This window comes from Micromonospora sp. NPDC047753 (assembly GCF_040642735.1).
In the GTDB taxonomy this organism is placed as follows: domain Bacteria; phylum Actinomycetota; class Actinomycetes; order Mycobacteriales; family Micromonosporaceae; genus Micromonospora.
Genome location: NZ_JBEYSL010000157.1, coordinates 1 through 13,531, shown reverse-complemented (window position 1 = coordinate 13,531; position 13,531 = coordinate 1). Strand labels below are relative to the sequence as shown.

Here is a 13,531-nt window from a genome sequence, read left to right as displayed (position 1 = left end):
ACCCGGCCGAGCCGGTCTCTCTGGCAGTGCTGGACGCGCTGCCCGAGCCGGGCATGCTCGGCGGCACCGTGGCCCGGGGCCGCGAGGTGTCGGTCGCTGCGGATGCCATCGCCGCGCACCTCGCCGCGGACGGGGTCGCCGATGCCGAGGAGATCAACGAGGCGGTCACCGCCCTTCGGGTCGCCATCTCCGAGACACCCCGACGGGCCGCGGTCAACCGGGCGCTCACGTCCGCGGTGGCCGAGACGGTCCGCCAGGCCGTCGCCTCCGTACGCGCCTGCGACGCCGGGTGTGAGGCGCTGGTAAGCGCGCTCAGCTCGCGGGTCAGCACGCCGGTCCAGGCCCCCGGCCGCCGGGCTGCGGCCCGCCGCGGCGAGTCCGTCGGCGAGTTGACGGGCCTGGCCGGCACCAACGCCGGGTTGACGGGCCTCGCCGGCACCAACGCCGGGTTGCGGTCGGTCCGGCCCACCCCGCCCGCCGCCGACCCGGCACCCGCTGTCGGGCGGCGCAGCCGTCCAGAGCCGATCCCCGGTAACGCGCCGTTGGCGTCGCCCCGCCCGCTCGGGCCGCCGCCGGTCGCCCCCGCGCCGGTCACGCCGCCGCCGGTCGCACCCGCGCCGATGACTCCGGCGGCGATGGCTGGTCCGCCGCCGTCCACGCTGCCCAGTCGCAGCGAGCCGCTTCCGAGCCGGATCGACGGCCCGACCAACCGGCCCGTCTCCGCGCCGCCGCCTCCGCCGCCCGGGATCACCCCGATCGCGCCGACGCAGCGAGGCATGGTGCCGCCGGCCGAGGCCGGTGAGCCGTTCCGGCCGACGCTGACCACTGCGGCCATCAACAACGCGCGGGCCGAGCGGCAGCGGACGGTCATTCCGCCCCGCCCCAAGACCAACGGTGAGCCCCGGCCGAGCCACCTGCAACGCCCGGTCGACGAGCCACCCACCGGCGGGTTCAGCGCCACCGATCTCAGCATTCCGGTGCCGACCCCCCGACCGGGGCAGGAGGCCGCACCGCCCGGCTCCCGTGCGAACTGGCCGCTGGTCAACAACCCGGAGGACCCGTCCGACAGCTCACCGAACAACCCGGTGGCCTACTCGTACGGCGGCAGCCGCGGTGTCGAAGCCCCGACCGATCCGGGTCGGGCCGACGGTCGGGTCACCCCGCCGTGGTTGGCGGACGACCTGCCGCCGGAGCCGCCGATGCTGCGGCTGGTGGAGCCGCCGCCGCTGGCCGACCGTGCGCTGCGCGAAGGGCTCAACCCTCCCGCGGACCAGCACCTGGAGACGCCGCCGCTGCGCCTGGTCGACCGCGAGCAGGCCGCTCGCAACGGCCGGGCGGCCGCCCGCACCGAGCGCGCCGCCGAGCACCGGCCGTCGCCACCGGTCGAGCACCGGCCACCGCCCATGGAGCACCGGCCGCCGCCGGTCGCCGACGAGGGCGACGGCGATCTTCTGATCTTCGCGCAGGCCAAGTCGGCCTGGTTCGTCGGGCAGGCCGAGGAGTCCGACCTGGACTGGTCGACCACCGCCGACACCGGCTGGCAGGCCGCGGAGCAGGCCGCCCGTCCGGCGGTGGGCGCCGAGACCAACGCCGGGCTGCCGAAGCGCGTGCCGCAGGCCAACCTGGTGCCGGGTTCGCCGCTGCGCGAGGAGCGCCCATTGCGCATAGTGCGTGATGCGGCAAGCCTCGCGGAGAACACCACCGGCTACTTCCGGGGCTGGCGTCGCGGCCAGGAGATCGGCGGTTTCGCAGTGGGTGGTCGACCCGGTCGCGAGGCGGCCGGCGGTTGGGACTTCAGCCGCGACCACGGGGACCGCGACGACGACCGGGAGTACGAGTACCGCTCGGCGGGCTACCAGTCCTGACCCCTTCGCACACGCGTAAGCGCCCCCAGCCGGCTGGCTGGGGGCGCTTACGTCTGTGCGGGGCGATCTCCCCGGGCACGCAGAAGCCGCCTCGTGAGGACGGTGGGTGGCCGGTGCCCCGGAACGGGGCTGACGGCTTCCAGGATCGTCAGGAGGCGGCTCAGCGGCACGCTGGCTCGTCCGTGCGACGAGCCAGCGCGGGGGCACTCACCCGGGCGGCTGGCAGCGCCCGATGGCGGCCGGAGCCACCACCGGGGCGTGCAGCGTCCCGGATCAGGCCGGGGCGACGGCGCGCGTACGGCGCATGGTCAGCACGTACTCGACCAGCGAGATCAGCACGTGCTTCGTCGACTCCCGGTTACGGGCGTCGCAGGCCACCACCGGCACGTCGCTCGAGATCGCCAAGGCGTCCCGGACGTCCTGCGGGTCGTGGTACTGCATCCCGTCGAAGCAGTTGATCGCCACCAGGTACGGCAGGCGTCGGTGCTCGAAGAAGTCGATCGCCGCGAAGCAGTCGGCCAGCCGGCGAGTGTCCACCAGCACGACCGCACCGATCGCACCCCGCACCAGTTCGTCCCACATGAACCAGAAACGGGTCTGACCCGGCGTACCGAACAGGTACAGGATCAGGTCACGGTCGATCGAGATCCGGCCGAAGTCCATGGCCACCGTGGTCGTCGTCTTGCCCGGCACCTGCCGGGTGTCGTCGACGCCCACGCCAGCGGAGGTCATGATGGCCTCGGTGGTCAGCGGCGTGATCTCCGAGACCGAGCCGACCAGCGTCGTCTTACCGACGCCGAATCCACCGGCGATAACGATCTTCGCCGACGTCACGCGGCCGCTCGGGTTCGGCGGGCGGTGCGACATGTCAGAGCCTGCGAAGTCCACTCAGCACCCTCTCCAGCAGTTCAGTGCCCACCGCGTCGTCGGAGTCGTCCAAAATGGTCGGCTCGTGGACCGCGACCAGGCCGTCCGTCGCCATGTCGGCGATGAGCACCCGGGCCACACCGAGCGGGAGCTGCATCCGCGCCGCGATCTCCGCGAGCGATTGCACGCGACCGTCACACAGCGCGGCGATGTACTGGTGTTCGCGGCCACCACCGTTGCCATTGGCAGCGGTACGGCCGCGCACCGTCGTCTCGACGAGCGCCTCCAGCGCGATGTCGAGCCGGGGACGGGTGCGACCACGGGTCACGGCGTATGGACGGACCAACGCTCCGGTTGGTTCGTCACGATCGGCCATCTCGCCGCTCACCTCCTTCGCACCCGTTACCGGCTCCCACCGGTGAAACCCGTCGTTGTCGTTGTTGAAGTCGTGCCGACCTCACGATCGGCGAGACGTCAGCCCAGCATGCCCGCAGCCGCACGCGGCTGCGGGGTCAGCGCGTCGCCCACCCGGTCGACCAGCAGCGCCATCTCGTAGCCAACCTGGCCCACGTCGGAGCTGCGGGCTGCCAGCACGGCGAAGGACGAGCCGTCGGAGATGGACATCAGGAACAGGAAGCCATTGTCCATCTCCACGACGGTCTGCAACACCGCGCCTCCCTCGAAGCAGCGTGCTGCCCCCTGGGTCAGGCTGACCAGACCCGATGAGATCGCGGCGAGCTGGTCTGCCCGGTCGCGCGGCAGATCCCGTGACGACGCGAGGAGTAGGCCGTCCGCCGATACGGCGACCGCATGCGCGACGCCGGGCACCCGGTCGGCGAAGTTGGCCAGCAGCCAACCAAGATCCTGCGTAGTTGTCATCCTTCTTGCTCCTTCTGCCCGCTCCCGGCCACCGGGCCTGAGCCAGACTGCGAGGATTGCCCTCCCGGAGTCGCCTCCGGGCTGGTCGGGTTGTCCGAGGTGCTACGCCCTCGCTGCACGCCCCGGTGGTAGGCGGAGAGCAGGCCACGAACCGCCTCCGGGGAGCGCCGCTGGACCGAGGTGGTGGGCTTCTCCACCGCACCAGGTACCAGCTGCGCCATCGGCTTGCGCTTCGGCAGACCGGTCGTGGTGGTCTCGCTCACCGGCGCCGCGCCGGCCGCCGCGGAGGCAGCACGCCAGCCGTCGTCAGCGGCGGTCTGCCAGCCGTTGCTCTGCGATTGGGGCCGGCGGTTCGGCAGGCTCTCGGCGAGGCTGGGGCGGGTGCCCTCGTTCGCTGTGGAGCCGTTGTCCCGCGGCGCTCCTCCGACCGTCGGAGTGTCTGCCATCGGTGTGTTACCTGTCGTCCCGGGTGGTGTCTTGTGGACTGCCCGACCGGTGGCCTCGACCGTGGCGAACTGCTGGGTCGCGGAGTCGCCGTTCGTCGCTGGCTGAGCGCCGGCCGCGGTCTCCTCGGAGCCCGGGCGACGGGTACGGAACCAGGCCGACTCGAGCTCCCGGAAGATCGGCAGCTCCATCGTCTCATCCGCGTACCGCTGACGGTTCTGCGCCTGCGGCTGCTGCGGCGTCGGCCGGGTCTGCGGAGCCGGAGCCGGCGCCGACGCTGCTGCCGGGGTCGGCGCAGGAGCCGGAGGCTGGGCTGCGGCCGGCTGCTCGCCGGGTCGCGGCACCCGCGGTAGCTCCGTCGTCATGTCCAGCGCGGCGGCGAGCCGCTCGGGCACCGGCGGGGTGGCCGTGTCCCGGTCGCTGCCCGGCACTGGCGGCCAGGCCGGCGGCGCCGGGGCGTTGGGTGCCTGCGCGGGCGGGGCGGACCGGGGCGCGAAGCCGCTGAACGACTGGCTGGAGGCCGGCGGCGCCGAGTACGGCTGGTTGGCGTACGGCTGACCGGACGCCGGCGAGGCGGAGACCGGCGACGCGGACACCGGCGGACCGGCGTACGGCTGCCCGGAGGCCGGAGCGGCGGACACCGGCGCGCCGCCGTACGGAGCACCCGAGTAGGGCTGCCCGGAGTACGGCTGGCCGGAGGCCGGCGAGGCGGAGACCGGGGCACCGGAGTAGGGCTGCGCCGAGACCGGCGGCGCCGAGTACGGATGCGCCTCGGGGCTGCTCGGCAGCTGACGCGGAATGGTCGGCTGCTGGTCGGTGGTCGGGGTCTCGTCCCCGCCCCGGCGCTGCGGCAGCGGGTCGATGCCGTGGCCGTTGGCCGACCGGGGGGTGAACCCGTCGCCGCCGTTGACGCCGTTCGTCCCTGCCGCGCCGGTCAGGTCGGACCAGGCCGGCATCGACCGGTACGCGCCGCCGTTGGCGGGGGTGCCGGCACCGTTGCGCGTCGCGGGGTCGAACGGGCGACCGCCCAGGGTGACCTGGTTGCCGGACTCGCTCGGGCGAGGACCGTTGCCCAGCGCGGGCAGCGCGCCGAAGACCGGCGCGGGCCCACCGGACTGCGGACCACCGAACTGGGGAGCACCGGACTGCGGGCCACCGAACTGGTGAGTACCGGCCGCCGGCAGCGCCGGAGGCTGCTGCACCCGACCGGAGAGCGCCCGGGGCACCAGCACCGAGGTGGGCAGGCTCACTTCGGCGACAGTGCCGCGATCGCTGCCGGGGCGCAGCTCGACCCGGACACCGTGCCGCGACGCTAGCCGGGCGACCACGACCAGGCCCATCATCCGGGACACGGCCACGTCCACCTGGGGCGGCGTCGCGAGCCGCTCGTTGAGGTCGTGCAGCTGCTCGGCGCTGATGCCGATGCCACGGTCCTCGACGTACAGCGAGGAGCGGTCGCCGACCCGGCGAGCCTCGACCATCACCTGCGAGTCGGGCGGGGAGAACGCGGTGGCGTTGTCGAACAGCTCCGCGACGAGGTGCACCAGGTCGTTGACCGCGTGCGCGGCCACCTCGATGTCACGGTCGATGACACCGAACTCGATCCGGGTGTAGTGCTCGACCTCGGACTGCGCGGCGCGCAGCACGTCGATGAGAGCGGCCGGCTCACGCTGCACACGGGTGGAGTCGGCACCGGCGAGCACCAGCAGGTTCTCGTCGTTACGGCGCATCCGGGTGGCCAGGTGGTCGAGCTGGAACAGCTCGGCCAGCCGGTCCGGGTCCTCCTCGCCGCGCTCCAGCCGGTCGAGGTGCCCGATGAGGCGGTCGACCAGGATCTGGGAACGACGGGCCAGGTTGACGAACATGGTCGCGACGGAGGCACGCAGTGCCGCCTGCTCGGCGGCCGTGCGGACGGCTTCCAGGTGGACGGCGTTGAACGCCTCGGTCACCTGGCCGAACTCGTCCTTGCTGCGCACCGGCAGCGGTTCGGCGATCTGGTTGGCCAGCTGCACCGGTGAGAGCTGCCCGACGACCTGCGGGTCGCGCAGACGGGCCACCGCCTGTGGCAGGCCGTACTGGGCCACGGAGAGCGCACCCTGCCGCAGCTCACGCAGTGAGCGGGCCATCGAGCGGGCCACCAGGTAGGCGAAGAGGATGGCCAGCAGCAGCATGCTGAGCAGCAGGCCGGTCTCCAGGAAGACCTGGCGCTGGACGTCCGAGCGGAGCGCGTCGGCCTGGTCGACCACTTCGCTGTCGAGCTTCACCTCGACGGTGCGGATCAGCTTGGCGTTGGCCGTCATGGCGGCTTCCCACTGATCCGGGCCGAACGGCGCACCGCGCATGTTGCCGGTGGTGTTGCCGTCGATCCAGCCGGTGTAGTTCTGTGCCTGCCGACGGTCGCCGCCCGCGACCGTCTGGTCGTGGAACTTGGCGTCGTCCGGGGTGGCGACGGCCTTGAAGCTCTGCAGGGCCTGCTGCTGGCCGGTGTCACTGGCGACGTAGTCCCGACGCAGTGCGGGGGTCAGGCGCTGACCGCCCTTCACACCCAGCGCGCGGTGCACCACGACCCGGCGTACGGCGAGGAACTCCTTCTCCCGGGCGACCGCCGCGGCGGCGCGCATCCGGTCGCTCAGCTGGTTGTCACCGGCGAGCTGCGTGGACGAGTCGCGGATGGCGAGCAGGTCACTGATCAGGCCCTCGTACGCCTGCACGGTCTCGGTGAGCGCGAGCTTGCCGTTGAACACCTGGCTGCGGACGCCCGACAGGTCCTGAAGGTTCTGGTCGATGCTGTCGAGCAGACCTTCCAGGCTGCCCGGCAGGTCCTCGACCTCGGCCCGCTGCTGCCGGTAGGGGGCCGCTGCCTGGTCCACCCGGGAGTTCACCCGGTTGTAGGCCTCCTGGTACTGCGCCGTCGGCTGCGTTCCGTCCGCACCCAGCAGCAGCACGGCGGCGGTCCGCTCGTCCTGGAGGGTGTCGACCAGATCACCTGAATAGCTCGACAGATTCGCCAGGTCGCCAGCTCGGTTGGCATTGTTGAGCGTCTCCACGTGGTCGATGAGACCACTGGTGCCCACCACGACCGTGGCGATGGTCGGCACGATCATGATGAGACCGAGCTTGGACCAGATCGGCATGTCCCGGAGCCGGCTGGCCGGCCGGCGCAGCCGCGACAGGAAGGAGCCCGCCGTCTTTGGCCGTTTGCTCACGTCACCGCCCTCGCGATTACAGCTTGAACGCGTTGCCCCGGGCAACGCCCAGCGACCGACCCGGCGGGTCGGACCCCCGAGATTCCATCACGCCGGTCGACAAGAAGAAAGCCCAGGTTGTCCCAGACCGAAGGTGTGATGAGATGTTGATGCGATTTGATAGCAGTCTGTCTGGCCGGAGTAACTGAAGGTAATGGAACATCCGCACCGAGTTGTCCTACTGGCCGGCCCATCGGGGTCCGGAAAGTCGTACATAGCGCAGCAAACCGGCTTGCCGGTGCTTTGCTTGGACGACTTCTACAAAGACGGCGATGACCCTACGTTGCCGAGACGAAACGGCCAGGTGGATTGGGAATCGCCGCACTCCTGGGACGCCCTCAGTGCGGTGGAAATCATTGCCCAACTTGCCCGTGAGGGCCGAGCCGATGTGCCGGTTTATGCGATCGGCGCTGATCGGCGGGTGGCCACCCGGCCATTTGATGTCGCCGGATCGCCACTTTTCGTGGCCGAAGGGATCTTCGCCGCCGAGATCGTCGAGGAGTGCCGTCGCCGCGGCCTGCTCGCCGGGGCGTACGCGCTGCGACGCCCGCGCGGGGCCACCTTCCTGCGCCGACTCGCCCGTGACCTGTCCGAGCAGCGCAAGGCGCCCCGGGTGCTGATTCGGCGCGGGGTGACGCTGCTACGGGCCGAGCCGGCCGTGCTGCGCCGGCAGATGGGCCTCGGCGCGGAGGCGGCCCGGGCCCGGGAGGTGCTGCGCCGGGTGGCCGGGCTGCTCGCCGGCCACCCACACGGCTGAGCTCAGGGCAGCAACTTCGCGTACGCCGGCTTGATCACGTCATCGATGATCCGCAGCCGCTCGTCGAACGGGATGAAGGCGCTCTTCATCGCGTTGATGGTGAACCACTGCAACTCCTTCCAGCCGTAGCCGAACGTCTCCACCAGCAGCGACATCTCCCGCGACATCGAGGTGTCGCTCATCAACCGGTTGTCGGTGTTGACGGTGGCCCGGAAGCGCAGGTCCCGCAGCAGGCCGATCGGGTGGTCCGCGATCGAGGCCACCGCGCCGGTCTGCACGTTCGACGAGGGGCACAGCTCCAAGGGGATCCGCTTGTCCCGGACGTACGCGGCCAGCCGGCCGAGTGAGCCGTCGGGGGCGATGTCGTCGACGATCCGCACCCCGTGGCCGAGCCGGTCGGCTCCGCACCACTGGATCGCCTGCCAGATCGACGGCAGACCGAACGCCTCGCCGGCGTGGATGGTGAAGTGGAAATTCTCCCGCTGCAGGTATTCGAAGGCGTCCAGGTGCCGGGTGGGCGGGAAACCCGCCTCGGCGCCGGCGATGTCGAAGCCGACCACCCCGGCATCCCGGTGCCGCACGGCCAGTTCGGCGATCTCCTGGGAACGGGCGGCGTGCCGCATCGCGGTGAGCAGGGTGCCCACCCGGATGGTGAGGCCCGCCTCGACCGCCTGGGCGGTGCCCTCGGCGAACCCGGCCAGCACCGCCTCGACCACCTCGTCCAGGCTGAGGTCCCGTTCCAGGTGCTGCTCCGGGGCGAAACGCACCTCGGCGTAGACCACGCCGTCGGCGGCCAGGTCCAGGGCGCACTCGCGGGCCACCCGACGCAGCGCGGGCGCGGTCTGCATGACGGCCACGGTGTGCGCGAACGTTTCGAGGTAGCGCTCCAGGGAGCCGGAGTCCGCCGCGTCCGCGAACCAGCGTCCGAGCGCCTCCGGGTCGGTGGTGGGCAGTTCGTGGCCCACCTCGGCGGCCAGGTCGACGATCGTCGCCGGCCTCAGCCCACCGTCGAGGTGGTCGTGCAGCAGCGCCTTCGGGACCTTGACGATGTCCTCGTACCGGATAGTTGCGACCATGCTCAGACCCTAGTCAGCGGCCTTGGAGGACGGGTACGGGACCGGCCGGGCGTCACGGCCGCCAGCCGTACACCCGGTGCACGTCGAGGCGGATCACCAACCGCCCGTCGGCGACCATGGCGGCCCGGTAGTCCGCCCAGTCCGGGTGGTCACCGCGAATCCGGCGGTAGACCTCGACCAGTTCGTCGACCGTCTCGTCGGTGGTGGCCATGGCCGGCTCGCTGAGCGTCACGGCCCCCTCCGCGACCGCGTACGCGCCGCCGTCCGGGGTGGTGACGTGGAAGCTGGCGCGGGGATCGCGGCGCAGGTTGCGGACCTTCGCCCGGTCGCCGGTGGTGGAGCAGCGGAGCAACCCCGGCTCGGCCAGGTAGTCGAGGTTGGACAGCTGGGGCCGCCCGTCCCGGCGCACTGTGACCAGCACTCCGCGCCCCCGTTGACCGAACAGCTCCCACAGCCGTTCACCAGCGGCGGCGGTCGGCGCGCCAGGCCGCTGGGGAGAACTCGTTGACATGTCATCGAATCTAGGGGCATATCGATGACATGTCAACGAAAGCGTTAGACTCGACGGATGGACGCACCCCGGTGGTTGGACGAACGGGAGGACCGCGCCTGGCGCGGCTACCGCCGAATGCGTCGGCTGCTCGACCTGGAGCTGGCCCGGGAGTTGACCCAGGACGCCGGCCTCTCTGAGGCCGACTACGACGTGCTCTCCGACCTCTCCGAGACACCTCAGGGGCGGCTGCGCCTGCGGGAGTTGGCGGACCGCATGCTCTGGTCGCGCAGCCGGCTCTCCCACCACCTGACCCGGATGCAGCAGCGCGGCCTGGTGACCCGCGAGGAGTGCGCCGACGACGCCCGAGGCTCGGTCGTCGTCCTCACCGCCGCCGGGCGGCAGGCCATCGAGTCCGCCGCCCCCGGCCACGTGGCCGCCGTCCGCCGGCACCTGATCGACCTGCTCACGCAGGCGGAGATCGACGCGCTCGGCGCGCTCACCCACCGGGTGGTCGACCACCTCGGCGGGCGGGCGCCGGCCGCACGGCACGACCGGGAGGCCTGAGGTGGACCCCCGCATCCTCGACCGGCTGCGTTGCCCGGTCTGCGGCGAGGCACTGGCCGAGGCGACAGCCGGCACCGCCAGGGCGCTGCGCTGCCCACGCCGGCACAGCTTCGACATAGCGCGCCAGGGCTACGTCAACCTGCTCACCGGTCGCGCCCCGCACGTCGGCGACACCTTCGACATGGTGGCGGCCCGCGCGGACTTCCAGGCCGCCGGGCACTACGACGTCATCTCGGCCGCGCTCGCCGCGGCCGCGACGGACGCTGTCAGCCGTCTCGGCGCGACGGACGCCCCGTACCCAGCACCCGCTCCACCCACCCTTTGCTCTGCACCCGCCGAAGCGACGGTCTCCCCGCCGAGCCGTCGCCTCGGCGGGTGCAGAGCAAAGGACCCGACACCGCAGGTACGGGGCGAGCCGCCGCCGCCCGACGTCGAGCCGCCGCCGCCCGACGTCGAGCCGCCGGCGCCCGACGTCGAGCCGCCGGCGCCCGACTTCGGGGCGTACCCCCTCGTGGTGGACGCCGGCGCCGGCACCGGCCGGTACCTCGGCGCGGTGCTGGCGGCGCTGCCGGACGCCGTGGGTCTGGCCCTGGACGTGTCCAAGCCGGCGCTGCGCCGGGCGGCCCGCGCGCATCCCCGGGCCGCCGCCGCGCTCGCCGACACCTGGCAGCGACTGCCGCTCGCGGACGCCTCGACCGCCGTGCTGCTGAACGTGTTCGCCCCGCGCAACGGCCCGGAGTTCCACCGGGTGCTCGACCCGGCCGGCACGCTGCTGGTGGTCACGCCCGACACCGACCACCTCGCCGAGTTGGTGGACACCCTCAACTTGCTGCGGGTGGACCCGGACAAGGCCGACCGGGTGGCTGCCAGCCTGGGCGGGCACTTCACGCTGGTCAGCTCCGCAGTGCACCGGGCCGGGTTGGCACTGACCCGGCAAGAGGTCGCCACGGTGGTCGGCATGGGCCCCAGCGCCTGGCACACCGACGCAGCCGCGCTCACCACCCGACTGGCCGCGCTACCCGAACCGGTCCGGGTCACGGTGGCGGTCCGGCTCGACGTCCTGCGACCTCGCTGACCTCAGGTGGAGAGGTCGACCTCTTCCCAGCCGGGCGGCTCGTCGTGGTACGGCCCGCGCAGGATCACCGCCCACTCCAGCGCCCAACGCCGCTGCCCGATCGCGTTCGCGTCGACCAGGCCCGGCGCCCGCCGGCCGCCGCGCTCGGTCTCCAGGTACGCCCAGTCCAGGCAGTAGTGCAGGTCGAGCAGGGCTGCCGCGTCGGCCGGATGCTGTGGCGCCGTGAGGATCCGGGAGCGCCAGTGCGAAAAGGTCTCCCCGTCGACGATGTGCGGCAGCCGCTCGACCAGCCGCTCGTCGACGGCCAGCGTCGGGTCGAGCTGCTTGCTCAGCCCGAGCACCCAGGCCAGCGCGAAGAGCGCGTCGTGGTGCAGCACGAACGACCGGTGGTCGCCCTTGCCGCCCATCACGAACTGCCACTCCGGCGGGGTGACCATGTCGACCAGGTGCGAGCCGAGCAGCCAGCTCATCGCGGCCTGCGGGGGCATCCCGAAACAGCGGGCCAGGATCAGGTGCAGCACCGCGATCCGCGCCTCGATCTCCACGGTCGGGCGCAGGTCGATCTGATCACCCGGCTCCCAGACGAGGGGAAACTGGGCCGGCGGCAACGGCAGGCCGAGCCGGGACAGCTCGTCCAGGCTCGCCTCGCGCACCTCACGGGGGTCGGGGGCAGCAACGCTCACGGCGGATCTTCCTGTCTGCTCGCGCCGGCGCAAGGCCGGTTGTCCCCCCTTGGCCTGCGACAATAGCGCTCCCACGTGACCGGCACCACGCCAGGGCGACGCCGGATCGATCAGCCGACGCGTTCGATGATCAACGACGTCGCCGCCGGGGCCGTCGACGCGATCCGCACCGCGTTCGCGGCCTCGGTCAGCGCGGCCGGAATCCGCGTCGCGTCGTCGGCGCGCAGCTCGTAGAGCGGGTCACCGGCACGCACCTCGTCACCCGGCCGCTTGTGCAGGACAACACCCGCCGGCACGCTGACCGGGTCCTCCTTGCGCGCCCGGCCCGCGCCGAGCCGCCACGCCGCAACCCCCATCGCGTACGCGTCGATGGCCGCGACGTACCCGTCCCGCTCCGCGCGGACCACCTCCACCTCGGCCGCCGCCGGCATCGGCGCGTCCGGATCGCCGCCCTGCGCCCGGATCATCGCCCGCCAGGAGTCCATGGCCCGGCCGTCGCGCAGCGCCGCGGCCGGATCGGCCTCCGGCAGACCGGCGGCGTCGAGCATCTCCCGGGCCAGTGCGAGGGTCAGCTCCACCACGTCCGCCGGTCCCCCACCGGCCAGCACCTCGACCGACTCGGTCACCTCGACCGCGTTGCCGATCGCCAGGCCGAGCGGGGTGGACATGTCGGTGAGCAGGGCGACCGTCCGCACCCCGTGCGCGCCGCCCAGCTCAACCATGGTGCGCGCCAACTCGCGGGCCTGGTCGACGGACTTCATGAAGGCGCCCGAGCCGACCTTGACGTCGAGGACCAGCGCCCCGGTGCCCTCGGCGATCTTCTTGCTCATGATCGAGCTGGCGATCAGCGGGATCGCCTCCACGGTGCCGGTCACGTCCCGCAACGCGTACAGCTTGCGGTCCGCGGGGGCGAGCCCGGCACCGGCCGCGCAGATCACCGCACCGACCTCGTCCAGCTGGGCGATGAACTCGTCGTTGCTCACAGTGGCCCGCCAGCCCGGGATGGACTCCAACTTGTCCAGCGTTCCGCCGGTGTGCCCGAGACCCCGGCCGCTCAGCTGCGGAACGGCCGCGCCGCACGCCGCCACCAGCGGGGTGAGCGGCAGAGTGATCTTGTCGCCGACGCCGCCGGTGGAGTGCTTGTCGACGGTCGGCCGGCGTACCGCCGACAGGTCCAACCGCTCACCACTGGCGATCATCGCGGCGGTCCACCGAGCGATCTCCGGCCCGGTCATGCCGTTGAGCAGGATCGCCATCGCCAGCGCCGACATCTGCTCGTCGGCGACAACCCCCCGGGTGTACGCGTCGACCACCCAGTCGATCTGCGCGTCCGACAGCACACCGCCGTCCCGCTTGACCCGAATAACGTCAACAGCAGCAAAAGCACTCATCAAATGATCTTTCTTAGTCGTGTGCAGATCCCGACCCACGGACAGCGAGCACCGAGGGATTGGGCCGACCGTGCCCGGCGGAGGGATCAAGCCTGACCCCTTCTTGCCGGAGATGCGCGCCCAGTCGTCGGGGTTGGTGGTGTTGGGGAGGTCTTCGTTCTCGCGGAACTCGTCGACGCAGGCGTCGAGCAG

General features: G+C 72.2%; 12 protein-coding genes. 4 read left to right on the top strand and 8 right to left on the bottom strand.

All coding sequences use genetic code 11. The annotated features are described in order from the left end of the window. Window positions 1-1,865 (top strand): transposase (locus ABZ749_RS15705; RefSeq protein ID WP_357228095.1); only part of this gene is annotated, 1,865 nt, incomplete at its 5' end. A gap of 273 nt (window positions 1,866-2,138) precedes the next feature. Here the strand turns inward: ABZ749_RS15705 and ABZ749_RS15700 are convergent. From ABZ749_RS15700 to ABZ749_RS15685, 4 genes are all read right to left on the bottom strand, one after another. Then, window positions 2,139-2,732: an ATP/GTP-binding protein gene (locus ABZ749_RS15700; RefSeq protein ID WP_007455465.1), complete on the bottom strand. Its 594-nt coding sequence runs from the start codon at window positions 2,730-2,732 to the stop codon at window positions 2,139-2,141. Between the two features lies 1 nt (window position 2,733). Further along, window positions 2,734-3,108, bottom strand: coding sequence for a DUF742 domain-containing protein (locus ABZ749_RS15695; RefSeq protein WP_124820399.1), 375 nt, complete (start codon window positions 3,106-3,108; stop codon window positions 2,734-2,736). 98 nt (window positions 3,109-3,206) lie between these two features. Further along, complete coding sequence (locus ABZ749_RS15690) at window positions 3,207-3,611, bottom strand: roadblock/LC7 domain-containing protein (protein ID WP_030329023.1); 405 nt, start codon at window positions 3,609-3,611, stop codon at window positions 3,207-3,209. Next, a complete protein-coding gene (locus tag ABZ749_RS15685; protein WP_357228092.1) occupies window positions 3,608-7,261 on the bottom strand; it encodes a nitrate- and nitrite sensing domain-containing protein in 3,654 nt (1,217 codons plus the stop codon). Before ABZ749_RS15685 ends, ABZ749_RS15690 begins: the two co-directional genes overlap by 4 nt. 502 nt (window positions 7,262-7,763) lie before the next feature. Here ABZ749_RS15685 and ABZ749_RS15680 point away from each other — a divergent pair. Next, window positions 7,764-8,057, top strand: coding sequence for a hypothetical protein (locus tag ABZ749_RS15680; RefSeq protein ID WP_238690831.1), 294 nt, complete (start codon window positions 7,764-7,766; stop codon window positions 8,055-8,057). 2 nt (window positions 8,058-8,059) lie between these two features. Here ABZ749_RS15680 and ABZ749_RS15675 read toward each other — a convergent pair whose 3' ends face one another. Together ABZ749_RS15675 and ABZ749_RS15670 are read right to left on the bottom strand one after the other, a co-directional pair. Continuing rightward, window positions 8,060-9,133: an adenosine deaminase gene (locus ABZ749_RS15675; RefSeq protein WP_357228090.1), complete on the bottom strand. Its 1,074-nt coding sequence runs from the start codon at window positions 9,131-9,133 to the stop codon at window positions 8,060-8,062. 52 nt (window positions 9,134-9,185) lie between these two features. Further along, window positions 9,186-9,644: a PPOX class F420-dependent oxidoreductase gene (locus ABZ749_RS15670; protein WP_357228087.1), complete on the bottom strand. Its 459-nt coding sequence runs from the start codon at window positions 9,642-9,644 to the stop codon at window positions 9,186-9,188. Between the two features lie 57 nt (window positions 9,645-9,701). On the opposite strand from ABZ749_RS15670, the gene ABZ749_RS15665 reads away from it, so the two are divergent. Continuing rightward, on the top strand, window positions 9,702-10,190 hold the full coding sequence (locus tag ABZ749_RS15665; protein ID WP_357228084.1) for a MarR family transcriptional regulator: 489 nt from the start codon (window positions 9,702-9,704) through the stop codon (window positions 10,188-10,190). Between the two features lies 1 nt (window position 10,191). Continuing rightward, entirely contained in the window at window positions 10,192-11,265 is a 1,074-nt protein-coding gene (locus ABZ749_RS15660; RefSeq protein ID WP_357228082.1) for a putative RNA methyltransferase, read from the top strand. A 2-nt stretch (window positions 11,266-11,267) separates the two neighbouring features. Here the strand turns inward: ABZ749_RS15660 and ABZ749_RS15655 are convergent, their stop codons facing one another. Together ABZ749_RS15655 and ABZ749_RS15650 are read right to left on the bottom strand one after the other, a co-directional pair. Then, on the bottom strand, window positions 11,268-11,948 hold the full coding sequence (locus ABZ749_RS15655) for a DUF4272 domain-containing protein (RefSeq protein WP_355009505.1): 681 nt from the start codon (window positions 11,946-11,948) through the stop codon (window positions 11,268-11,270). Between the two features lie 110 nt (window positions 11,949-12,058). Further along, entirely contained in the window at window positions 12,059-13,339 is a 1,281-nt protein-coding gene (locus tag ABZ749_RS15650) for a thymidine phosphorylase (RefSeq protein WP_357228097.1), read from the bottom strand. Between the last annotated feature and the right edge of the window lie 192 nt (window positions 13,340-13,531).

What these genes read in the sequence shown, in the direction of transcription:
- ABZ749_RS15695 (WP_124820399.1), bottom strand. Translation starts at nt 3,108, where the DNA reads ATGGCCGATCGTGACGAACCAACCGGAGCGTTGGTCCGTCCATACGCC.
- ABZ749_RS15675 (WP_357228090.1), bottom strand. Translation starts at nt 9,133, where the DNA reads ATGGTCGCAACTATCCGGTACGAGGACATCGTCAAGGTCCCGAAGGCG.
- ABZ749_RS15690 (WP_030329023.1), bottom strand. Translation starts at nt 3,611, where the DNA reads ATGACAACTACGCAGGATCTTGGTTGGCTGCTGGCCAACTTCGCCGAC.
- ABZ749_RS15700 (WP_007455465.1), bottom strand. Translation starts at nt 2,732, where the DNA reads ATGTCGCACCGCCCGCCGAACCCGAGCGGCCGCGTGACGTCGGCGAAG.
- ABZ749_RS15650 (WP_357228097.1), bottom strand. Translation starts at nt 13,339, where the DNA reads ATGAGTGCTTTTGCTGCTGTTGACGTTATTCGGGTCAAGCGGGACGGC.
- ABZ749_RS15670 (WP_357228087.1), bottom strand. Translation starts at nt 9,644, where the DNA reads ATGTCAACGAGTTCTCCCCAGCGGCCTGGCGCGCCGACCGCCGCCGCT.
- ABZ749_RS15665 (WP_357228084.1), top strand. Translation starts at nt 9,702, where the DNA reads ATGGACGCACCCCGGTGGTTGGACGAACGGGAGGACCGCGCCTGGCGC.